Origin of the sequence: Kitasatospora sp. NPDC086801, assembly GCF_044745805.1 — a bacterium.
GTDB lineage: Bacteria > Actinomycetota > Actinomycetes > Streptomycetales > Streptomycetaceae > Kitasatospora.
Genome location: NZ_JBIVAX010000020.1, coordinates 12,960 through 33,342, shown reverse-complemented (window position 1 = coordinate 33,342; position 20,383 = coordinate 12,960). Strand labels below are relative to the sequence as shown.

General features: G+C 71.0%; 22 protein-coding genes and 2 pseudogenes. 13 read left to right on the top strand and 11 right to left on the bottom strand.

The features are described 5' to 3' along the window. The first annotated feature begins 10 nt into the window (after positions 1-10). A complete protein-coding gene (locus tag ACIPLC_RS21375; protein WP_400474577.1) occupies positions 11-421 on the top strand; it encodes a hypothetical protein in 411 nt (136 codons plus the stop codon). 75 nt (positions 422-496) lie between these two features. On the opposite strand, the gene ACIPLC_RS21370 is transcribed toward ACIPLC_RS21375, so the two are convergent. Both ACIPLC_RS21370 and ACIPLC_RS21365 read right to left on the bottom strand, forming a co-directional pair. Continuing rightward, positions 497-745, bottom strand: coding sequence for a DUF397 domain-containing protein (locus tag ACIPLC_RS21370; protein ID WP_400474576.1), 249 nt, complete (start codon positions 743-745; stop codon positions 497-499). A gap of 1 nt (position 746) precedes the next feature. Next, on the bottom strand, positions 747-1,598 hold the full coding sequence (locus ACIPLC_RS21365) for a helix-turn-helix domain-containing protein (protein ID WP_400474575.1): 852 nt from the start codon (positions 1,596-1,598) through the stop codon (positions 747-749). A 230-nt stretch (positions 1,599-1,828) separates the two neighbouring features. On the opposite strand from ACIPLC_RS21365, the gene ACIPLC_RS21360 reads away from it, so the two are divergent. The 3 genes from ACIPLC_RS21360 to ACIPLC_RS21350 all read left to right on the top strand — a co-directional run bounded on the left by ACIPLC_RS21360 (position 1,829) and on the right by ACIPLC_RS21350 (position 4,601). Further along, the gene (locus ACIPLC_RS21360; RefSeq protein WP_400474574.1) at positions 1,829-2,377 is read left to right on the top strand and encodes an ATP-binding protein; all 549 of its coding nucleotides are present in this window, start codon (positions 1,829-1,831) and stop codon (positions 2,375-2,377) included. 515 nt (positions 2,378-2,892) lie between these two features. Next, a complete protein-coding gene (locus tag ACIPLC_RS21355; RefSeq protein WP_400474573.1) occupies positions 2,893-3,399 on the top strand; it encodes an NUDIX domain-containing protein in 507 nt (168 codons plus the stop codon). A gap of 257 nt (positions 3,400-3,656) precedes the next feature. Next, entirely contained in the window at positions 3,657-4,601 is a 945-nt protein-coding gene (locus ACIPLC_RS21350; protein WP_400474572.1) for a TauD/TfdA family dioxygenase, read from the top strand. Here ACIPLC_RS21350 and ACIPLC_RS21345 read toward each other — a convergent pair. Beyond that, positions 4,598-5,371: a glycosyltransferase family 2 protein gene (locus ACIPLC_RS21345; RefSeq protein ID WP_400474571.1), complete on the bottom strand. Its 774-nt coding sequence runs from the start codon at positions 5,369-5,371 to the stop codon at positions 4,598-4,600. The genes ACIPLC_RS21350 and ACIPLC_RS21345 overlap by 4 nt on opposite strands. A gap of 29 nt (positions 5,372-5,400) precedes the next feature. Between ACIPLC_RS21345 and ACIPLC_RS21340 the strand changes: the two are divergent. From ACIPLC_RS21340 to ACIPLC_RS21330, 3 genes and pseudogenes are all read left to right on the top strand, one after another. Continuing rightward, positions 5,401-5,703 (top strand): annotated as a pseudogene (locus ACIPLC_RS21340) (NAD(P)-binding domain-containing protein); the annotation flags it as partial. A gap of 19 nt (positions 5,704-5,722) precedes the next feature. Continuing rightward, on the top strand, positions 5,723-6,610 hold the full coding sequence (locus ACIPLC_RS21335; protein ID WP_400474664.1) for a hypothetical protein: 888 nt from the start codon (positions 5,723-5,725) through the stop codon (positions 6,608-6,610). 257 nt (positions 6,611-6,867) lie between these two features. After that, positions 6,868-8,001 carry a glycosyltransferase family 4 protein gene (locus tag ACIPLC_RS21330; RefSeq protein ID WP_400474570.1) on the top strand — a complete coding sequence of 378 codons (1,134 nt, stop codon included), beginning with the start codon at positions 6,868-6,870 and terminating at the stop codon, positions 7,999-8,001. A gap of 133 nt (positions 8,002-8,134) precedes the next feature. Here ACIPLC_RS21330 and ychF read toward each other — a convergent pair whose 3' ends face one another. Both ychF and ACIPLC_RS21320 read right to left on the bottom strand, forming a co-directional pair. After that, a complete protein-coding gene (gene ychF / locus ACIPLC_RS21325) occupies positions 8,135-9,208 on the bottom strand; it encodes a redox-regulated ATPase YchF (RefSeq protein ID WP_400474569.1) in 1,074 nt (357 codons plus the stop codon). 75 nt (positions 9,209-9,283) lie between these two features. Then, a pseudogene (locus ACIPLC_RS21320) lies at positions 9,284-9,675 on the bottom strand (glyoxalase). A gap of 161 nt (positions 9,676-9,836) precedes the next feature. On the opposite strand from ACIPLC_RS21320, the gene ACIPLC_RS21315 reads away from it, so the two are divergent. Beyond that, the gene (locus tag ACIPLC_RS21315; RefSeq protein ID WP_400474568.1) at positions 9,837-10,454 is read left to right on the top strand and encodes a DUF6542 domain-containing protein; all 618 of its coding nucleotides are present in this window, start codon (positions 9,837-9,839) and stop codon (positions 10,452-10,454) included. Positions 10,455-10,476: 22 nt separating this feature from the next. Here the strand turns inward: ACIPLC_RS21315 and ppgK are convergent, their stop codons facing one another. Then, positions 10,477-11,223, bottom strand: coding sequence for a polyphosphate--glucose phosphotransferase (ppgK, locus tag ACIPLC_RS21310; RefSeq protein ID WP_400474567.1), 747 nt, complete (start codon positions 11,221-11,223; stop codon positions 10,477-10,479). A 157-nt stretch (positions 11,224-11,380) separates the two neighbouring features. Then, positions 11,381-12,361 (bottom strand): 4-hydroxy-3-methylbut-2-enyl diphosphate reductase, encoded by a 981-nt coding sequence (locus ACIPLC_RS21305; RefSeq protein ID WP_400474566.1) that lies wholly within the window; start codon positions 12,359-12,361, stop codon positions 11,381-11,383. Positions 12,362-12,448: 87 nt separating this feature from the next. Here ACIPLC_RS21305 and ACIPLC_RS21300 point away from each other — a divergent pair, with 87 nt between their 5' ends. Then, positions 12,449-13,813: an APC family permease gene (locus ACIPLC_RS21300; protein ID WP_400474565.1), complete on the top strand. Its 1,365-nt coding sequence runs from the start codon at positions 12,449-12,451 to the stop codon at positions 13,811-13,813. Between the two features lie 46 nt (positions 13,814-13,859). Beyond that, positions 13,860-15,080 carry an exodeoxyribonuclease VII large subunit gene (gene xseA, locus ACIPLC_RS21295; protein ID WP_400474564.1) on the top strand — a complete coding sequence of 407 codons (1,221 nt, stop codon included), beginning with the start codon at positions 13,860-13,862 and terminating at the stop codon, positions 15,078-15,080. Between the two features lie 70 nt (positions 15,081-15,150). Here xseA and ACIPLC_RS21290 read toward each other — a convergent pair whose 3' ends face one another. Further along, a complete protein-coding gene (locus tag ACIPLC_RS21290; protein WP_400474563.1) occupies positions 15,151-15,645 on the bottom strand; it encodes a GNAT family N-acetyltransferase in 495 nt (164 codons plus the stop codon). 112 nt (positions 15,646-15,757) lie between these two features. On the opposite strand from ACIPLC_RS21290, the gene ACIPLC_RS21285 reads away from it, so the two are divergent. Together ACIPLC_RS21285 and ACIPLC_RS21280 are read left to right on the top strand one after the other, a co-directional pair. Beyond that, positions 15,758-16,015, top strand: a complete 258-nt coding sequence (locus tag ACIPLC_RS21285) for an exodeoxyribonuclease VII small subunit (RefSeq protein WP_400474562.1) — start codon at positions 15,758-15,760, stop codon at positions 16,013-16,015. Between the two features lie 113 nt (positions 16,016-16,128). Further along, a complete protein-coding gene (locus tag ACIPLC_RS21280; RefSeq protein WP_400474561.1) occupies positions 16,129-16,731 on the top strand; it encodes a malonic semialdehyde reductase in 603 nt (200 codons plus the stop codon). 139 nt (positions 16,732-16,870) lie between these two features. Here ACIPLC_RS21280 and ACIPLC_RS21275 read toward each other — a convergent pair whose 3' ends face one another. Beyond that, on the bottom strand, positions 16,871-17,407 hold the full coding sequence (locus tag ACIPLC_RS21275; RefSeq protein WP_400474560.1) for a DUF4245 domain-containing protein: 537 nt from the start codon (positions 17,405-17,407) through the stop codon (positions 16,871-16,873). Between the two features lie 215 nt (positions 17,408-17,622). Here ACIPLC_RS21275 and glpX point away from each other — a divergent pair, with 215 nt between their 5' ends. Then, positions 17,623-18,663 carry a class II fructose-bisphosphatase gene (gene glpX, locus ACIPLC_RS21270; protein WP_400474559.1) on the top strand — a complete coding sequence of 347 codons (1,041 nt, stop codon included), beginning with the start codon at positions 17,623-17,625 and terminating at the stop codon, positions 18,661-18,663. A gap of 101 nt (positions 18,664-18,764) precedes the next feature. Here glpX and ACIPLC_RS21265 read toward each other — a convergent pair whose 3' ends face one another. Both ACIPLC_RS21265 and ACIPLC_RS21260 read right to left on the bottom strand, forming a co-directional pair. Next, positions 18,765-19,148 carry a WhiB family transcriptional regulator gene (locus ACIPLC_RS21265; RefSeq protein ID WP_400474658.1) on the bottom strand — a complete coding sequence of 128 codons (384 nt, stop codon included), beginning with the start codon at positions 19,146-19,148 and terminating at the stop codon, positions 18,765-18,767. A gap of 335 nt (positions 19,149-19,483) precedes the next feature. After that, positions 19,484-20,299 (bottom strand): DUF1707 domain-containing protein, encoded by an 816-nt coding sequence (locus ACIPLC_RS21260; RefSeq protein ID WP_400474558.1) that lies wholly within the window; start codon positions 20,297-20,299, stop codon positions 19,484-19,486. Positions 20,300-20,383 lie beyond the last annotated feature (84 nt).

Genomic DNA, 20,383 nt, shown 5'->3' with positions numbered 1-20,383 from the left:
GGGCTGAGCGGTGAGCGGGTACGACCGGCGCCTGGTTGAACACCTGCTCCCCGCCGTCTGGGACCGCGAGGCGGCGTACGGGATCCGCAACCCCACCGCGCCCGACGCCGACATGCCCAAAGCCACGGTCGACAAGCGGACGGCCGGCCTGCTGTTCGCCCACCTCGCCGACATCCGGCAGGGGTGGGCGACCGCTCCGCTCTCTCTCGGTGAGCGCCAGGCCCTCCTGCTTCGGTACGGCGCCGACGTTCCGGACGAGGAGGCCGGCACGCTCCAGGGCGTCACCGGCCGGGCCGCCCGCTACCGTTGCGAGCGAGGGGTAGGGAAGATCGCCGCCCACCTGAACGGCGTTGACTACGTGGACGGGTACGACGAGCTACCGGACGTTGATCGGGGCGCTTTCGACCTGTCCACAGGCTGAAGCGCACCTTCGGTCGGAAATGCGTTGCCCCCGAGCCGGACCAGATCGACTCGGGGGCAACTGCAAGTTGTGGGCTCAGGGGGCAAGCAGGTCTTCCTGCCCGTCGCGGATGGCCTCCACGTACGCCTCGTACTCCCCGTTCCAGAAGAACAGCACCGGACCGTTCGGGTCGGTGGAGTCCCGCATGGCTGTCCCGAGTCGGCTGCCACCGACGAAGATGGGGGTCACCTCTACACAGGCATTGTCCCCGCTGGTACCGCTCCGCTTCGACTTCGTCCATACGGCCTCGGAGAGGTCGGCGGAGCGAAGGATGCCCTTGTCCATGTCACTTGTCCTTGATCAATTGCTCGATGTGCTGCATTGAGTCCTCCGGCGAGAGTGCGAATCCGGCCAGGTAGTCGTACTGCCGCCGCGCATAGCGAACCGCCTTCGCGTCTTCCGTGAAGGCCTGCCCGCCCGCGACATCCGCTTGCCTCATGCTGGGGTCACTCGGGAAGTCGAAGACGCAGTACGGCGCGGTGGCACTCGCGGCTACCGGAGCCTCCCTCGGAATGATCCGGATGGTGACGTTCGGACGACGGCCCATCGTCAGCAGGTGTTCGAGCTGCTTGCGCATAACGTCGTGCCCGCCGGTGTTCTCCCGGAGGGCGCCGGCGGCCACCAGAGTGTCCAGCACGAGAGGACGGTGGCGAGTGAGCACATCGCCCCGCAGGCGGCGGACCTCAGCCAGCAACTCCGACTGGGCGGCGCCGAACTCCTGCGATTCGAAGCGGAACAAGGCCTGGATGTACTCGGGGATCTGAAGCAGTCCGGGGATGGTGCCGCCACCGTAGACCAGGACCCGTTCGGCGACATCTTCAAGTTCGATGAGCTTGATGAGGTCTTTCGGGAGACCCGGGTACTCCATCCACCACACCGCGACAGCCTCCTGTGCGGTTTGGTAGAGCGCTTCCATCATCGCGTGCGTGGCGTCATCTGCCCCGTAGAGCCTCAGAAGGATGCCCAACTGCTCCTCGGTCGGCCACTGACCACCGCGCTCGATAAACGAGACGAGGTCCCTCGACTTGCCGATCGCCTCGCCCGCCGCCTTCTGGGTCACCCGCGGCCTGGCCTGCTCGCGAAGGGCTTGCATCTGCCGACCGAACGCCCGTCGAGTGCGTGACGCCTGCGGGTTCACGGACAAGGCTCCTCCTCCCGGGGACCTCAGGGCTGTTCCTTGGTGCAGGGTATCGCCCCCCGCCTGGCACATGCCCCTGGGGAGTGATTTCTGGGAGTATTCGCGCGAAGGGCTTGCGCGCGAACTTCGCGCGAAGCCACACTGGGAGAGCACCAAGCGCGTCCAGCCAATGGCGGAGTGTAGTGCGTCCCCCATGGCGCGCAGCCCCTCCGGCAAATCTTGGAGGAGCTGTGCCCATCCAGCTTGACCATCTCCACCTCAGCAGCCTCGTCCGGCTGGTCCGTTCCCGCGACTTCGCAGCCGATCCCAAGGCCGCGGCGCTTGCTCGGGGGTTTGTCCGTCAGTGCTGCGAAGAGATCGGCGAGAGGTCTGACGAAGCCGAGCTTCTGGTTAGCGAACTGGTCACGAACGCGCTGGTGCACGCCGAGACGCCCTGCCGGGTGACCTTCGTCGCGCTGGAGGGGCGTCCCTGGTGGATCGAGGTGAAGGACTGGTCCATCAGGCCCCCGATGCCGCGTAGCGCTACCCCCACCGCCCCCGGTGGTCGCGGCTACGAGCTGATGGACAGCCTGTCCCACTGGCACGCCGACGACATTGACCAGCTCAACGGGTCCAAGGTCGTTTGTTTCACACTCAAGGGGGAAGCCGACGATGACTCCAACCACCCTGCCCGAGGAGCCACTTGTACTCCGTCCCTTGGAAGTCAGCTCGGGGCCGAGTTGGAGTGGCAGCCGAATCATTGTCCAGGAAGTAGACCCCACGGACTCCGGTGGGCTTGATCCCGTCGCGTATCCGATGCGCCTGATCGTACTCGGCATACGCCCCGACCCCGACGGGGTCGAGCCACCTCCCATCCTCGAACTCCGCTTGAGCACCGCACTGTTGAGCGACCTGAAGGCCCAGATCAACGGCGCCCAAATGCGGCAACTCCGCAATTCCCGGACCTCCACCGCGTCCTCGGCGTCCGACAACCACCCCGCCCCGCCGAACTTGGTCGCCCCGATGCTTCGGGCCGACATTCGGTCCAGAGGCATCAAATCGGCCTGAAACAAGCTATCCCCTCCTACAACTCCCGTCGTCGAGGTCGTTGGCGCTGCCCCCTCGACGGCGGGGTTCAAACCCCCATCCGTGGTGCGCGGATGGGGGCCGGCAGGCGGCCACCTCCTTCCGCCTGTCGGCCAGCTCCGAGGGCTGCGTTGGCGGCGAAGGCCCTCGTCGAGCGCGCGTCGCTCCCCGCCGCCCCCCCCCCCGGCGGGGAGCGGCTCGACGTCAATTTCGGACAGTTGGAGCACACTTGAGCAACATCGGCATCATGAAGAACCCTCCGGGCAGGCGATTGGGTCAGCAGGCTCTCGTCCTCCGCGTGGACCCGGAGGGGTCGGGCCGGATCGAGGCGCTCATGGTCGATCCCGAGTACATGGACGGGTTGACCCTCCCCGGTGGCGGCGCCGAGCAGGGCGAGCTGCCGCACTTCGCGACCCGTCGCCACCTCGAAACGGAGACTGGCCTCGTCCTACCCCTCCGGAGCATCCTCGCCGTGGATTACGTGTCCGCGGCGAAGTTCCCGGAGGGAATCGACCTCGTGTACAGCGGCGGGCTGATCAGGCCCGAGCAGAACGAGATCGTTCGCTTGCACCGGCCGCCGAAGGAAATCCGCCGGCTGCACTGGGTGCCCCGATCCAAGGTCGCCACCGTGATGAACGACGGCCAGAGTCGCCGCGTTCAAGACGCCTGGGACTCGTGGGAACACGAAAACCACCTGCCGCTTCTCGTGAACGGCGTTTCGGCTCCGGTCAGTTGACGACCTTCGACGACGAGGCCCAGGAGGGCCTGGAGCAAGCCACCGAAGAGGAGATGTTCGCGGGCCTGGCCTGGGTGCTAGCGCAACCTCCCCTTGGTGAAGCAGATTTCCGCCCTCAGATTGTCTCGGTCAGACGGGCGGAGGCGCCCACAGGAGCGGCGCCATGTAAGACCCCGGCACAACGGCGTGCCGGGGCACCAACCCCCAGGCCCTCCCTCTGGCACTCGCCGGAAGGATGGCCCAGGAGAGGAGTTCACATGTCCTCGTTCGACATCGCGGCGGCACCCAGCAGGCCGGACCCGGCGGACGGCGTCTTCCTCGATCTGCCGGGAGAGCTGGAAGAGGCTCTCGTCGAGATCGGAGGAACGCTCCCCACCTCGACCATGGACGGCACCTTCCTGGCGGCCTCCACGATCGAGCGGTACCGGACCGGGCTGGCCCCGGTCCAGCAGTTCGCCGAGACCATGGCCGCCCTGCGCGCCAAGCTGAGCACCGCGGGTGCCGGCCGTGCCGTGGTGCGCCTGGGGAACGTCGCGCCGGCGCTGGGCGAGGTCCAGTTCCTGCGCCTGGTGACGGCGATCCTCGCCGAAGTTGCCGTCCCGTTCCAGCCCTTGCAGCGGTACGAGCTGTGGAAGCCGATCGGCACCCAGCCCGGCAAGGACCCCAACATGACCAGCGGGACGGGCTACCAGGCGCACCACATCGACCTGGTCAACGCCACGATGCCGCCGGACTACACGGCGCTCCTGTGCGAGCGGCCCGACCCGCTCGGCGGGGGCGCGAGCATCGTGTCCGACGCCCGTGCTGCCGTGGAGCGCCTGACGAAGACCAGCCGCGACCTGCTGGCTGAGCCGGTGTTCACCTACGGCCGGTTCTTCGAGCTGTCCGACGTCGGCAAGGAGTTCCGTCCGTTCCCGGTCCTGGACGGTGAGCCCCACGACCGCGGCTTCGTCCGCTTCACCGGCAAGATGCTCACCCGGTCCGGCATGGACGAGCCGCACGCCAACGCGGCCCGGGAGTTGGCGGCGCAGCTGATCGCCGGGCAGGAGGTCTTCACCCTCAAGGGCGGCGACCTGTTCCTGAACCACCACCGCGTGCTCCACGGCCGCCAGGCGCTCGGCGAAGGACAGCACGACGTGGCACCGGACGATCGCAGGCGGCTCCTCCAGGCGTTCCTGCGGGACACCGGCCGGCCGAGCTAGATCCGCGACTTCCGCACGCTGGCCCACGTCGCACCGGCCAGCGCCCCGAGCGACCGGGGCACTGACAACGCTTCGTGTTGACGGTACAGCTCCCAGTTGTACGGGACGAGCGACAGCTTGTTGCTGGACAGCGACCCCGCACGGCCGGACCGGTAGACCGCCAGCGGCTCCGACAGTCCCCGCGCCTCGACGCCGTCACGCATGATCGACAGCCACAGGGCGTAGTCCTGGCGCCGCCGCATCTCCGGCATCAGGCGCGTGCCCAGCGCCTTCCGGGAATACATCGCGGTCAGGCACCCGATGTGGTCCTGTACCAGCATCGCCCGATAGTTCACCCGGTCGCGTGCTCGAACCACGCGGCCGTTCGGAAGGAAATCGGCAGCCTCGCCGGCGTACTCGGCACCCATCTTGTAGTACGAGGTGTGCGTGAGGAGTGCGCCGGTGGCGGCTCCCAGGTCGAGCTGCTTCTCCACCTTCCCTGGTAGCCACAGGTCATCGGCGTCCAGGAAGGCGATCCACTCCCCCCGGGCGTGCTCCATCGCGAGGTTGCGCGCCCGGCCCGCACCGCCCTGCTCTGGCGCCGCCTGCGGTAGGACCCGCTCATCCTGCCGGGCAAGTTCCATCAGCAGGTCCCAGGAGTCATCGGTGGACGCGTCGTCGGTGATCAGCACCTCCACGTCGCCGTGCGTCTGCGCGAGCACCGACCGAACCGCGGAGCCGACGGTGGAGGCCGAATTGTGCACCGGCATCACGACAGACACGAGCGGCACAGCTGCTCCTTTACCCGGTTGGAGTCGTCATGCGGGTTGTTATTGCCGGACAAGGCTACGTCGGTCTGCCGCTCGCTGTGCGGGCCGCCTCAGCCGGTCATCGCGTCGTCGGCTACGACGTGGACCAGCACCGTACCAAGCGGCTCGCCGCCGGTGAGTCGTCCGTACAGGACGTGACCTCCGCCCAGTTGCGCGCGGTGCTGGACTCCGGGGCCTACTCCGTGACCGCCGACGCCACCTCGCTGGCCGACGGCTACGACATCGCGGTGATCACCGTGCCGACGCCGCTGCGCGACGGCGCACCGGACCTCTCCTTCGTCGAGTCCTGCGCCCGCCCTGACCGCGGCACTGGTGAGCGGCCGACCGTTGAACCTGCTGCACACCACCCGGGGCCTGGACGCCATCCGGGCCGGCCGACAGCTGCACGTCGCCTCCGGCTGCCTGGTCGGGGCCCTGTACTGCTCGCCCCTCACAGCCGAGCGCGAGGGACTGCGGCCTCACAACCTCGGGGCCTACCTGATGGAGACGAAGCCCTCCACCCGGCCCTTGATCTTCGAGGTCACCCCGGACGCCCCGATCCGGCCCCTGGGCGTTGACTACCTGCATCTCGGCGCGATCCACCTGCGGATCTACCGGCACTACCGGAGCTTCCTCACCCCGGCCGAGACCAGCCGGATCGACCGCATCGTGCTGGCCGGCCTGCGCGGGGCCGCCGAGTTCCTCGACCTCGCCCTCCGCAATGCCTCCGGTCGTCCCACCGCGGCACCGGAGTTCGTCGACCGGCTGTCCGAGGCCGTGGTCATGGTGCCGTTCCTCGGCTACCTGTACTTCGAAGTTCTGTCCGAGTACCTGATGCTCCACTCCACCGCCCCAGAGACCAAGTCCCTCGCCCAGGTCGGGGAGCTGAACTGCCGGCTCTACAAGGCGCTGGCGTTCTCCGCGGTGGACACCATGGGCAAGCTGTTCGACCTGTCCCGCTTCGCACCGCGTTACGACAGGCTCGTCCGACTGATCAGCGGGATCGAACCGGGTCTCAGCGCGGGAGCCGCCGAGTACGTACGGCGGCGGCTGTCCCACCTTCTCGCCCAGACCGCACTGCACCCGCTCCAGGATGCGGCGGCGGTCAGCTTTCAGGGCGCCGGTCTCGGGACGGTCCAGGAGTTCGCGCCCGGGCTGATCGGCCAGATGCTCTTCCGCGAGGTCCGCTACCTCCCCCGTTACGGGGAGCTGTACCACTAATTCGAGAAGGCCAAGGCCCTTGAGGCATGGGCCTTCTGGAATCAGCATGGAATTCCCACCCCTTTCAATGGACTCCTCCCAAAAGGGGAGATCGGAATCCAGCCTGCCTATCCCCGGGCGTCGGTCCGAGTGTGGACGGCGGAGCGGGACACCAGGGGCTTTCTGCACCCGGTCACGGAAATCCAGGCCACCGTCACACCGCACCTGGCGTCGTGGTGGGCGCCTCCCCGTCAGCGCGAGATGAACGAGGTAGCTGCATGACCGCCAAGCTCCGCATCCTGACCGGCATCAACCGGACTTCCGGGCCCTCGTCCGGGAGCACGATCATCGTGAACGACATCTACGGGGCGATGCCGGAGTTCAGCACGACGTTCCTGGGCCGGGAACCGGTCGATCCGGCCTGGAACTACTCGTTCGACGAGCTGATCCCCTTGGCCACGCCGAAGCGCCCCCAGGGCCCCGAATTCGACGCCTACCTTGCTCGGCTGACCCGCGAGGTCGGCGCGCTTATCGAGCAGAGCCGGCCCGACGTGATCCACGCCCAGAACCCCGGGTTCGCTCTCAGCCTGGCACTCGTTCGAGCTTCGGGCAGCATCCCGGTGATCTCCATTACCCACGGCCCGGAGGTGATCGTCGCCGAGCGCGACGAGCGGGCCCGCGAGCTGCTGCATGAGGTCGTTGCCGCGAGCGCCGCGGTTGTGGCCCCGACCGCCGCCCTCGCCGGCCGAATCGACCAGCTCACCAGAAGGCGGTGCGTCGACCGAATTGCCGTGATCCCCTGGGGCATCTCCCTGGACGACATCCGGGTACGCGAGTACCCGTCCGCCGGGACCGGACCGCTGTCTCTGGTGTATGCCGGACGCCTGGACGCCAACAAGTCCGCGGTGACCGGCATCGAGGCCGTCGCTATGACAAGCCAGCCGCACCGGCTGACCATCATCGGCCAGGGCCCCGAGGAGGAAGTACTGCGTGAGCGCGCCCGCGCCCTCGGCATCCAGGACCGGGTGAAGTTCGTGCCCTTCCTGCCCCGCCAGGAGCTGTGGCATCGCTTTCACGAGTTCGACGCTCTGGTTTTCACGACCGCCGGTTCGGAGGCGTTCGGCCTGGTGGCCATCGAGGCACAGGCCCACGGCCTCCCCGTCGTCTACGCGAACCTGTCCGGAATGGCGGAGATCCTGCGTCACGCCGGCAGCCCGTTCACGGCGAGCAACCCGGCGAGCCTGGCGTCTGCACTCGACGAGCTGGCCCGCGACGTGTACTGGCGCAACGCCCTGGTCCGAGCCGGGCTGGACAACGCGCGCCGGTACGACATCACCAGCACTGCAAAGCGGCTGGCGGCCCTGACCACCAGCGTCGCCGGAGTCAGTACGAAGTCAGCACCGGACGGCTGACGAGGGGTGATCAGGGGTGCCTCCAGGTCAGCACCAAGTCAGCACGGGAGCGGCGAGGGGGCCTGAACCGAAAGGAACAGACCCCCCTGACCTGCATGTTTGCCAGATCAAAAGCGCCGTGCCATGTCACCGATCACACGTTGAAGCGGAACTCCACCACATCGCCGTCCTGCATGATGTACTCCTTGCCCTCGATGCGGGCCTTGCCCTTGGAGCGCGCCTCGGCGATGGAGCCGGTCTCGACCAGGTCGGCGAAGGAGATCACCTCGGCCTTGATGAAGCCCTTCTGGAAGTCGGTGTGGATGACCCCAGCGGCCTCGGGGGCGGTGGCGCCCTTCTTGATGGTCCAGGCGCGGGTCTCCTTGGGGCCTGCGGTGAGGTAGGTCTGCAGGCCGAGGGTGTCGAAGCCGACCCGGGCGAGGGTGGCGAGGCCGGGCTCGTCCTGGCCCATCGACTGGAGCAGTTCCAGGGCCTCGGCGTCGTCGAGCTCGATCAGCTCGGACTCGATCTTGGCGCTGAGGAAGATCGCCTCGGCCGGGGCGACCAGCTCGCGCTGGAGGTTCTTGAAGTCCTCGTCGGCCAGCTCGGCCTCGTCCACGTTGAAGACGTAGAGGAAGGGCTTGGCGGTCAGCAGGTGGAGGTCGCGGATCGGGGTGGTGTCGAAGCCGGCCTCGAAGAGGGTCTTGCCGGTTTCCAGGACCGCCTGCGCGGCCTCGGCGGCGGCCAGCACGGGGGCGGTGTCCTTCTTCAGGCGCGCCTCCTTCTGGAGTCGCGGCAGGACCTTCTCGATGGTCTGGAGGTCGGCCAGGATCAGCTCGGTGTGGATGGTCTCGATGTCGTCCTTGGGCGACACCTTGCCGTCCACGTGCACCACGTCCGGGTCGGTGAAGGCGCGCACGACCTGGCAGATCGCGTCCGACTCGCGGATGTTGGCGAGGAACTTGTTGCCCAGGCCCTCGCCCTCGCTGGCCCCGCGCACGATGCCGGCGATGTCGACGAAGTCGACGGTGGCCGGGAGGATGCGCTGGGAGCCGAAGATCTCGGCGAGCTTGGCCAGCCGCGCGTCCGGGACGCCGACGACGCCGACGTTCGGCTCGATGGTGGCGAACGGGTAGTTGGCCGCCAGCACGTCGTTCTTGGTCAGGGCGTTGAACAGGGTCGACTTGCCGACGTTCGGCAGGCCGACGATTCCGATCGTGAGCGACATGAAGCGCAGTCCCGTGGGCTTGGAGGAGTTGGGTCGGCACCGTGCGCGCCGACCCCCAAGTCTACGGGCAGCACCTCACGCCCCCGTCGCCGCCGGGAGGGGCTCCAGGAACTCCGGCCGGTTGCCCAGGTTGTCGCCGGTGTGGAGGCGGCGGTGGCCGGGCAGCTCGCCGCCCCAGACCACCTGGTGGCCGTGCAGGTGAGCCGTTCGGCGAGCGCGTCCAGCGAGCCCGCTCGGATGCCCGGGTGGCCCTTGCGGGCCGGGCGGAGGTCCGGGGTGACGTCGAGGTGCACCTCGACGCCGCCGCCGCGGAACCAGCAGCCGCCGCGCGCCGCGAGCACCGGCGGCTTCTCCCGCTCCGTCATGCCGAGGACGCCGGCCCAGAAGGCACGGCACTCGTCCTCGGCGCCGGCCGGGATGTCGAGCTGGACGCGGTGGAGCCGTTCGAAGGCGAATCCGGTGGTCATGCGGTCCCCCGCACGCGGTCAGATGATCATGGTGCGTCGACTGGGCCGGACAGGTCAGACCACTGAGCGACGATCACATCAGTACTCCGTCAGGAGACACGGGACAAGACCTGAACGGTCCATTACACAGTGTGGCGATGATCGGACCGTACGTTGGGCGGGTGGAGCAGAGCATCCGTACCCAGCCGCCAGGGCCCAGACGCCGACCGCCGAACGGCGCGGCCGGGGCCGCCGTCCCCGGGCCCGGACGGGCTCCCGAGTCCGCCGGAGCCCCCGCCGCCCGGCCACGCCCGGTGGCCGGGCCGCCCGCCGCCAGCCGCCCGGCCACCCCCAAGCTGCGGTTGCGGCTGCCGCTGCGCGGAGGATCCGAGGCCCCGTTGTACGGGCGGCGCCGGACCGGACGGCCGACCCGGCTGACCGCCATCGGCACGGGCGTGGTCGCCGTGCTGGCGACACTCGCCGTCGCCGGCCTGGACCGGCTGCTGTTCGACGGCCTCGGCTGGCTGTTCGGCGTCGGCTACCTGCTGGTCTGCTTCCAACTGGCCGTCCGGGTGCGCTACGTCGACCTGCTGGCCGCACCGATCAGCGGGCCGATCGCCTTCGCGCTGGCGCTGCTGCTGCTCGGGCCGGTCACCTCCTCGGGCGTCACCGCCCAGGTGGTGGCGCTGGCGACCGGGCTGGCGCTGCGGGCCGGCTGGCTGTTCTCCGGCACCGGGCTGGCCGCGCTGATCGTGCTCGCCCGGTTCGTGGCCCAGCGCCGGATCCAGCGCTCCCGCTGAGCGGCGCCTCGGGCGGGCGGCCTCAGCCCGCCGCCCGGGCCGCCGCCATGGCGGCCCCGACGATGCCCGCGTCGTTGCGCAGCTCGGCCGGCACCACCCGTGCCTCCCGCTCCCGCAGCAGCGGCAGGAACTTCTCGTGCTTGCGGCTCACCCCGCCGCCGATCACGATCAGCTGCGGCGAGAACAGCATCTCGACCAGGTCCAGGTACTCGTCGACCCGCCCGGCCCACTGCTCCCAGGTCAGCTCGTGCCGATCCTTGGCGGCCGAGGAGGCCCGGCGCTCGGCGTCCTTGCCGCGCAGTTCGAGGTGGCCCAGCTCGGTGTTGGGCACCAGCGCACCGTCCACGAAGAGCGCGCTGCCGATGCCGGTACCGAAGGTGAGCACCAGCACCACGCCCGACTGGTCGCGTCCGGCGCCGTGCACGGTCTCGGCGAGGCCGGCCGCGTCCGCGTCGTTGAGCACGGTCGCGGGCAGGTCGAGCGCCTCGCGGAACAGGCCCGCGGCGTCCAGGCCGATCCAGCCCTTGTCCACGTTGGCGGCGGTCCTGGTCCGGCCGCCGACCACCACGCCGGGGAAGGTGAGCCCGACCGGGCCCTGGTGGTCGAAGTGGCGGACCACCTCGCGGACGGCGGCGACCACGGCCTCGGGGGCGGACGGCTGCGGGGTGAGCACCTTGTACCGCTCCTGGGCCAGCACGCCCCGGGCGAGGTCGACCGGAGCGCCCTTGATGCCCGAACCGCCGATGTCCACGCCGAATACCGCCGTCATCACGTCCACCCTCCGCCGGGGCCGCGGACCGCCTGTCCACAGCCTGTGCACAAAACTACGAGAGGGCACGCGGGGACGCACAGCAGAAAACCCGGCAACCCCACACGGGGGTGCCGGGCTCTGCGTGACGGGGCGGGGACACGCCCTACGGCCGGTCCTACAGCTTGCCCGCCGCCTCCGCCTCGGCGCGCAGGTCGCGGCGCAGCTCCTTGGGCAGCGAGAAGGTCAGGTGCTCCTCGGCGGTCTTGACCGTCTCGACCGTGTCGTAGCCGCGCGCGGCCAGCCACTCCAGCACGCCCTCGACCAGGATCTCCGGGACGGAGGCGCCGCTGGTCAGGCCGACCGTGCCGACGCCCTCCAGCCAGGACTCCTGGACCTCCTCGGCGAAGTCCACCAGGTGGGCGGCCCTGGCGCCGTACTCCAGGCCGACCTCGACCAGGCGGACGGAGTTGGAGGAGTTCTTGGAGCCGACCACGATCAGCAGGTCGGTCTCGGGGGCCATCTGCTTCACCGCGACCTGGCGGTTCTGGGTGGCGTAGCAGATGTCGTCGCTGGGCGGGCTGACCAGCCCCGGGAAGCGCTTCTTCAGCTCGCCGACGGTGGCCATGGTCTCGTCCACCGACAGGGTGGTCTGGGACAGCCAGACGACCTTGGACTCGTCCCGGACCCGCACGTTGGCGACGTCCTCCGCGCCGTCCACCAGGTGGATCCGGTCCGGGGCCTCGCCCATCGTCCCGACGACCTCCTCGTGCCCCTCGTGGCCCACCAGCAGGATGTCGAAGCCCTCGTCGGCGAAGCGCACGGCCTCCTTGTGCACCTTGGTGACCAGCGGGCAGGTGGCGTCGATGGTGGCCAGTCGGCCGGCCTTCGCCTCGTCGTGGACGGACGGGGCGACGCCGTGCGCGGAGAAGACCACGATCGAGCCCTCGGGCACCTCCTCCGTCTCGTCGACGAAGATCGCGCCCTTCTTCTCCAGGGTCTGCACCACGTACTTGTTGTGGACGATCTGCTTGCGGACGTAGATGGGCGCCCCGTACTGCTCCAGGGCCTTCTCCACGGCGATCACGGCGCGGTCGACACCCGCGCAGTAGCCCCGGGGGGCGGCGAGCAGGACACGGCGCGGCGCGGTGTTGGACATGGCTCCATCGTACGGGCGGCGCCGAGCCGCGCCGACGGGAGGCGCTTTCCGGACAGACCCGGTCGTCGGTGCTCAAATGTGGTGTCTATGAGCTCCCCGAACGGGCAAACGGAACCGGGCGGCCTGCGCCGCAGCCTGAGTGTCCGCGACCTGATGGTCTACGGCCTGCTGTTCATCGCTCCGATGGCACCCGTCGGCGTGTTCGGCGTCCTGGACGCCAAGAGCCACGGCGCCGTCGCCACCGTCTACCTGGCCGCGACCGTCGCGATGGGCTTCACCGCCTTCTCGTACGCCCAGATGGTGCGCGCGGTGCCGCGGACCGGCTCGGTGTTCGCCTACGCGCGGGCCGGGCTGGGCGAGGGGCCCGGGTTCATCGCCGGCTGGATGGCGATGCTCGACTACCTGCTGATCCCGGCGGTCGCCTACCTGTTCTCGGGGATCGCGCTGAACTCGCTGGTGCCCGAGGTCTCCCGCTGGGTCTGGACGGCGCTCGCGGTGGTGCTGACCACGGCGCTCAACCTGGTCGGCGTCCGGACGGCGGCCGCGGTCGGCTTCGCGGTGCTCGCCCTGGAGATCGCGGTGCTGGCGGTGTTCGCCGCCGCGGCCGTGGTGGCACTGGTCCAGGACGGCGCCCGGCGCGGCTGGGACACCCCGTTCACCGCCGTCGGCGCCTTCTCGCTGACCGCGGTGATCTCGGCGGTGTCCGTCGCGGTGCTCTCCTACCTGGGCTTCGACGCGATCGCCACCTTCGTCGAGGAGGCGGTCGGCGCCTCGGCGGCGGTGGCCCGGGCGGTGCTCTGGTGCCTGGCACTGGCCGGGGTGCTGTTCGTCGTCCAGACCTACCTGGCGGCGCTGCTGGAGCCGCTCGGCCCGCAGCAGCTGGCGGCCGACCCGGCGGCGCAGGGCTCGGCCTTCTACGACACGGTGGAGAGCGGCATCGGGCACTGGCTGCACGTCCTGGTGGCGGCCAGCAAGGCGATCGGCGCGGCCTTCGCGGCGCTGGCCGGGCAGGCGGCGGCCGGGCGGCTGGTCTACGCGATGGGCCGGGAGGGGCGGCTGCCGCGCCGCCTCGGCACGGTCGACCTGGCCACCGCGGTGCCGCGCCGGGCGCTGCTGGCGGCCGCGGTGATCACGATGGCCGCGGCGGTCTGGGCGGCCGACCGGGACGACGGGCTGGACCAGCTGACCTCGGTGGTCAACGTGGGCGCGCTGACCGCCTTCGCGCTGCTGCACGCCTCGGTGATCGGCTGGTACACGGTGCGGCACGGCTCCCGGGACCGGGTGCGGCACCTGCTGGTCCCGGCCCTGGGGATCGCGGTGATCGCCGCGGTGGTCTACGAGGCCTCGACGACCGCGCAGCTCGTCGGGCTGATCTGGCTGGCGGTCGGACTGGTGGTGCTGGGCGTCCAGGGCTCCGCCCGTTCGGGCGGCCCTGTCGGCGGACACCGCTAGGGGCGTGTCGGCAGGCGCCGGTCGGACAGGCCCTAACCTCGTACGCATGGCCAACACCAGCTCCCCCGAAGCCCCGCTCCCGGTCGGCAAGGTCTCCGCGCTGATCGGCGGCTGGATCGACCGGCTCGGCGCGGTCTGGGTGGAGGGGCAGATCACCCAGCTCAGCCGCCGGCCCGGGGCGGGCGTGGTGTTCCTGACGCTGCGCGACCCGCAGGCGGACGTGTCGCTCACGGTGACCTGTTTCCGCTCGGTGTTCGACCAGGTCGCGGACGTGGTGCAGGAGGGCGCGCGGGTCGTCGTGCACGCCAAGCCGGAGTGGTACGCGGCGCGCGGACAGCTGTCGCTGCGGGCCTCGGAGATCCGGCCGGTCGGGCTGGGCGAGCTGCTGGCCCGGCTGGAGCAGCTGAAGCGGCGGCTCGCCAGGGAGGGCCTGTTCGCCGCCGAGCGCAAGCGGCCGCTGCCGTTCCTGCCGCAGTGCGTCGGGCTGGTCACCGGGCGCGACTCGGCGGCCGAGCGGGACGTGCTGGAGAACGCCCGGCGGCGCTGGCCGGCCGTCCGCTTCGAGGTGCGCAACGTCCCGGTGCAGGGGGTCAGCGCGGTGGAGCGGGTGAGCGCGGCCGTCCGGGAGCTGGACGAGCACCCCGAGGTGGACGTGATCATCGTGGCCCGCGGCGGCGGCAGCGTCGAGGACCTGCTGCCGTTCTCGGACGAGGGACTGGTGCGGCTGGTCGCGGCCGCCCGTACGCCGGTGGTCAGCGCGATCGGCCACGAGCCGGACCAGCCGCTGCTGGACTTCGTCGCCGACCTGCGCGCCTCCACCCCGACCGACGCCGCCAAACGGGTGGTACCGGACGTCGGCGAGGAGCTGGCCAAGGTCCGCCTGCTGCGGGACCGCGCCCGGCGGCACGTCCTCGGCCGGGTCGAGCGCGAGCAGCACGGGCTCGACGGCCTGCGCAGCCGCCCCGCGCTGGCCGCCCCGCACCGGATGCTGGACGGGCGCGGCCAGGAGGTCACCGCGCTGCTGGAGCGGGCCCGGCGCACCCTGCGGCACCGGCTGGACCACGCGCAGAGCGACCTCGGGCACACCCTCGCCCGGGTGGTCGCGCTGTCCCCGGCGGCCACCCTGGAGCGCGGCTACGCGGTGCTCCAGCGGGCGGACGGCACGGTGGTGACCGACCCGGCGCGGGTCACGGACGGCGAGGGGCTGCACGCCCGGGTGGCGGGCGGGTCCTTCGACGTCACGGTGGCAGACGGCCAGGGCTCGTAGGAGCGCCCGGCGTCACGTTGGAGGACGGTCAGGGCTCGACGCTCAAGGTTTGACGCTCAAGGTTTGACGCTCAGGGCTCGTAGGAGCGCTGCCGGGAGAGCGCGATGGAGTGCTCGCCGAAGCCGAGGCTGCGGTAGAGCGCCTCGCCGCCGCTGCTGGCGTGCAGGTCGATCCGGCCGACCCGCCGGGCGTCGAACCAGTCCAGCAGCACCTCGGTGCAGGCCCGGGCGTAGCCGCGCAGCCGGTGGCCGGGGTCGGTGCAGATGTTGAACACGAAGCCGAACCGGCCGTCCGGGTTTCCCGGCGAGGGCAGCCGGTGCTCCAGCGTGCCGACCGCGCAGGCGGCGAGCCGGCCGGGCCGCCGCGGGTCGTCCACCACGAAGGACGGCATGGTCAGTTCCCCGGCCGGGGCGGCGAGGCGCTCGCGCAGCATCCGTTCGGCGGTGGCCTGCCAGGGCCCCGGCCCGGTCAGGCCGGCCATGCCGGGCATCGCCTCGAACATCAGCTCGCGCAGCCGGACGAGCTCGGGGGCGTCGGCCGGGACGGCGGGTCGGACTTCGATCATGCGGCGGAGGGTAGCGAGGTCGGTCGGCCGGGTGCATCCGATTTCACCCCGCCGCGGCCGTTCCGTCGGCGCTGCGCCGGCTCTGTCGGCGCCAGCCCCTACGCTGGCACGCATGGCAGAGCAGCAGGAGCAGCAGGGCGCGGCGGCGCCGACCCCGGACGACGCGCTGGGCTACGAGCACGCCCGGGACGCGCTGCTGGAGGTGGTCCGGCAGTTGGAGAACGGCGGGACGTCGCTGGAGGAGTCGCTGGCGCTCTGGGAGCGCGGCGAGCAGCTGGCGAAGGTGTGCCAGCGCTGGCTGGACGGCGCCCGGGCCCGGCTGGACGCGGCGCTGGCCGCCGAGGAGGGCGGGGCCGCGGGCGGCGAGTGACGCGGCTCACAGGAGGCCGGGGAATCGTTGAAACTTCACCCATGTTGAGATGGTGTGACCGGCCACGGCCGGTCACTCCGACGAACCCCCTCCCGCATGAGGTGCAGACAAGCATGACCACCGACGCCCTGGTACTCGACGCCGCCGCTCAGGACCTGCTGTTCCGCGAGGCCCGCACCGCGAACACCTTCACCGACGAGCCGGTGACCGAGGAGCAGGTCCAGGCCATCTACGAGCTGGTCAAGTACGGCCCGACCGCCTTCAACCAGCAGCCGCTGCGCGTCGTCCTGGTCCGCACGGCCGAGGGCCGCGAGCGCCTCGTCCAGCACCTGGCGGACGGCAACAAGGCCAAGACCGCCGCCGCCCCGCTGGTCGCCATCCTGGCCGCGGACAACGAGTTCCACGAGGAGCTGCCGACCCAGTTCCCGCACTTCCCGCAGGCCAAGGACGTGTTCTTCTCCGAGCGCGCCGCCCGCGAGCGCTCCGCCACGCTGAACGGCGCCCTGCAGGCCGCCTACTTCATCATCGGCGTGCGCGCCGCCGGCCTGGCCGCCGGCCCGATGACCGGCTACGACGCCGACGGCATCAACAAGGAGTTCTTCGGCGACGGCGAGCACTCGGTGCTGGCCGTGGTCAACATCGGCAAGCCGGGCGACGACGCGTGGTTCCCGCGCTCGCCGCGCCTGGAGTACGACCAGGTCGTCACCACGGTCTGATCCGCCGCATGCGGAAGGGCCCGCACCGGTTCGTCCGGTGCGGGCCCTTCCGTATGCGCACGGGGGCGTTCGGGGTCGTACGGGCGCGTCCGCGGGGCGGTCGCGGGGCGTACGGGGCCGTTCGCCCGGGGCGGGCGGGCTACTTGAGCGCCTGGGCCAGCTCGGCCAGTTCCTCGTAGGAGGCAGTGCCGGTGAGCACGGTGGTCGCGTCGCCGGTCTGCACGGTCAGGGCGCGGGACTTCTCGCCCTGCACCCGTTCCCAGGTGCGCCCGGCGACCTCCGAGGTGCCGTCCGGCTTGCCGCCCGCGACCTTGTCGGCCAGCAGCGCGTCGCGCGGGACGTCGCTCTGCTCGACCGCCGCGTACTGGCCGGACGGCGTGACGAAGCCCAGGTGCCAGGCGTTGCCCTTGCCCTTGCTGTTCGCGGCCGGCTGGTAGCCGACCGAGGTGGCCCGCCACTGGCCGGACAGCCCGTCCGGGGAGAGCAGCGGGTACGGCGCGCCGCGCTTCGCGGAGGCCGCCGCCACCTTGTACTCGACCACGTGCACCGGGTCGCTGTTCGCGTCGTGCGGAAGGAACAGGTACCCGATCCAGACCACGACGCCGACCGCCAGCATCGACAGGACCATGTCCCGTACGGTCTCCCGGCCCCTCATGCGCTTGCTCTCTCCAGCCACCCCCACATGGTGACTCATCCACCCGGCGGTACGGCCAACCGGGGTGCCCGCGAACGGGTGAAGCGGGACGAACCGACCTGCTCCGACGCCGGGTGGCGACCTGCGCCACAGACAGTCATCTCATAGGCAGATACGATCGCAGGACCCTCACCACGGCGTTCGACCAGGCAGTAGTCGGGCGCTTACTGGCCGTCGCGTACAGAGAGGTAACGACGATGACCACGCAGTACCCGAACCACCTTCCCAGCGCCCTGGAGGTCGCGCCCGAGGCTCCGGACCGGAACCTCGCGCTCGAACTCGTCCGGGTCACCGAGGCGGCCGCGATGGCCGCCGGCCGGTGGGTCGGCCGTGGCGACAAGAACGGCGCCGACGCCGCCGCCGTCAAGGCGATGCGCACCCTCGTCTCGACCGTCTCGATGAACGGCGTGGTCGTCATCGGGGAGGGCGAGAAGGACGAAGCCCCGATGCTCTACAACGGCGAGCGGGTCGGCGACGGCACCGGCGCCGAGTGCGATGTCGCGGTCGACCCGGTCGACGGCACCACGCTCACCGCCAAGGGCATGAACAACGCCGTCGCCGTCCTGGCCGTCGCCGACCGCGGCACCATGTTCGACCCCAGCGCCGTGTTCTACATGGACAAGCTCGTGGCCGGCCCCGAGGCGGCCGAGTTCGTCGACATCACCGCCCCCGCGGCCGTCAACATCCGCCGGGTCGCCAAGGCCAAGGGCAGCGCCGTCGAGGACGTCACGGTCTGCGTCCTCGACCGCCCGCGCCACGACGGCCTGGTCCGGGAGATCCGCGAGGCGGGCGCCCGGATCAAGTTCATCTCCGACGGCGACGTGGCCGGCGCCATCATGGCCGCCCGCGAGGGCACCGGCGTCGACCTGCTGATGGGCATCGGCGGCACTCCCGAGGGCATCATCGCGGCCTGCGCCATGAAGTGCATGGGCGGTGTCATCCAGGGCCGGCTGTGGCCCAAGGACGACGCCGAGCGGCAGAAGGCCCTCGACGCCGGCCACGACCTGGACCGGGTCCTCACCACCGACGACCTGGTCAGCGGCGAGAACGTGTTCTTCGTCGCCACCGGCATCACCGACGGCGAGCTGCTGCGCGGCGTGCACTACCGCCAGGAGACCGCCACCACCAGCTCGCTGGTGATGCGTTCCAAGAGCGGCACGATCCGCGAGATCAACTCCGTCCACAAGCTGTCGAAGCTGCGGGCCTACAGCGCGATCGACTTCGACCGCGCCAACTGACACCGCGCCAACTGACACCGGGCGGCCGCACCCGCGGCCTCGGCGGAATCCCCCTCCGCCGAGGCCGCGGCGCGTCCGGCCCGGGACACACCCGGACCCCGTCAGCCCGCTATCCGCCGCTGCCCCGCGACCACCCGGGACGCCTCGCGCAGCTCCGACTCCCGGCGGCGGCGACGGGCCAGCACCACCCGCCGCTCGGCGGCCGTCAGCCCGCCCCAGACCCCGTACGGCTCCGGCTGCGCCAGCGCGTGCTCGCGGCACTCCAGCAGCACCGGACACCGGGCGCACACCTGCTTCGCCTGCTCCTCGCGCGACAACCGGGCCGCCGTCGGCTCCTTCGAGGGCGCGAAGAACAGCCCCACCTCGTCCCGCCGGCAGGCCGCGCCGGTGTGCCAGGGGTTGTCCTCGCCCGAGGACCCGCCCTGGGCGGCGACCTGCGGGCCCTGGCCGCCCGGGGGCTGCGGCTGAGGACTGCACTCCAACAACTGCGCGGCGGCGACGGGCGAGGTGGTGCGGGACTCGATCGGATGCAGCACGGCCGTACTCCTGACGAGACTCTCGGACACGGGGAAGCTCGCTCCCCGCCCGGCTGCGAGCCCCCGCTGTCCAACCCCGAGTCGGCCGCTGGGCCGCCTCCGGTGCGCAGCCGTACAAGAAGCGATGTGCGGAAGGAACTACCCCGCCCGGCCGCGATTCATGCACACTGCACGCAATCGACTACGGAGCGCACCGGAGACAACGCAAAGCGCCCGACCGGGAGTTGATCCCCGACCAGGCGCTGGGACGTGTCGCGCGGGTCAGACCGGCCCGCCAACCCCGGCTACTCGGTGCCGAGTTGCTTGCGCACCCACTCCTTGAGCTTCTTGCCCCGGCGCGGCTTGGCCTCGCAACCGCCGAACACCGCGACGCCCTTGACCCGGACCACCGGCGCGTACGGGTCCGCCGCCGTCTGCTCCTTGACGTCGAAACCGCCGAAGATGCCGATGCCGCCGCCGTGCAGGCTCACGTTCTCCGGCACCCGGATCTCGACGCCGCCGAACAGCGCCGTCACCTCGATCTCCACCTCGGGCGACTCGAACACGGCGTCGCTCAGGTCGATCTCCACCCCGCCGAACGCCGCGAACGCCTTCAGGTGCGACCCCACCCGCCAACGGCCCTTGCGGGACGCGCCGCCGAAGATCGCCACCATCGACGCCGACTCCTGGCGCGCGGGCGGCAGCGCCGGCGCCACCGCGCGCGGCACCGGGGCCTCCAGCGGCGGCTTCTCGAACGACAGCGGCCGGTGGCCCGGCAGGTCCCGGGTGAGCGGCACCAGATCGCCGAAGGTCTTGGCGGCGTACGCGGCCCCGATCCGCTCCGCGTGCTCGTCCGCGTCCAGCCGGCCCTCGGCGTAGGCGTCCCGCAGCAGTTCCGCGATCCGCTCGCGGTCGGCGTCCGACACCCGTATCTCCGCCTGCGCCACCGGGGCGTGCGACGGCTGCGCCTTCGGCTCCGGCAGCGGCCGGAGTTCCGGCTGCGGCTCGGGCCTGGTCTCGGGCCGGGTCTCGGGCTCGGGCCGGCCCTCGGGCTTGGTCATCGGTACGGGCGCCGGCACGGGCGGCTGCCCCGGATCGTCCTGCGACGGCGAATTTTCCACGGCCCAAGACTAGTCGCTCGCACGTGCGCCCGAGTGAGTCCGGTCACGCAGGCTGCCCTGTCCGCATCCGACGCAGGGCCGGGT

Coding starts and splice junctions, on each gene's coding strand:
- ACIPLC_RS21370 (WP_400474576.1), bottom strand. CDS start 745: ATGGACAAGGGCATCCTTCGCTCCGCCGACCTCTCCGAGGCCGTATGG.
- ACIPLC_RS21350 (WP_400474572.1), top strand. CDS start 3,657: ATGTCCTCGTTCGACATCGCGGCGGCACCCAGCAGGCCGGACCCGGCG.
- ACIPLC_RS21330 (WP_400474570.1), top strand. CDS start 6,868: ATGACCGCCAAGCTCCGCATCCTGACCGGCATCAACCGGACTTCCGGG.
- ychF (WP_400474569.1), bottom strand. CDS start 9,208: ATGTCGCTCACGATCGGAATCGTCGGCCTGCCGAACGTCGGCAAGTCG.
- ppgK (WP_400474567.1), bottom strand. CDS start 11,223: ATGACGGCGGTATTCGGCGTGGACATCGGCGGTTCGGGCATCAAGGGC.
- ACIPLC_RS21305 (WP_400474566.1), bottom strand. CDS start 12,361: ATGTCCAACACCGCGCCGCGCCGTGTCCTGCTCGCCGCCCCCCGGGGC.
- ACIPLC_RS21300 (WP_400474565.1), top strand. CDS start 12,449: ATGAGCTCCCCGAACGGGCAAACGGAACCGGGCGGCCTGCGCCGCAGC.
- xseA (WP_400474564.1), top strand. CDS start 13,860: ATGGCCAACACCAGCTCCCCCGAAGCCCCGCTCCCGGTCGGCAAGGTC.
- ACIPLC_RS21290 (WP_400474563.1), bottom strand. CDS start 15,645: ATGATCGAAGTCCGACCCGCCGTCCCGGCCGACGCCCCCGAGCTCGTC.
- ACIPLC_RS21285 (WP_400474562.1), top strand. CDS start 15,758: ATGGCAGAGCAGCAGGAGCAGCAGGGCGCGGCGGCGCCGACCCCGGAC.
- ACIPLC_RS21280 (WP_400474561.1), top strand. CDS start 16,129: ATGACCACCGACGCCCTGGTACTCGACGCCGCCGCTCAGGACCTGCTG.
- glpX (WP_400474559.1), top strand. CDS start 17,623: ATGACCACGCAGTACCCGAACCACCTTCCCAGCGCCCTGGAGGTCGCG.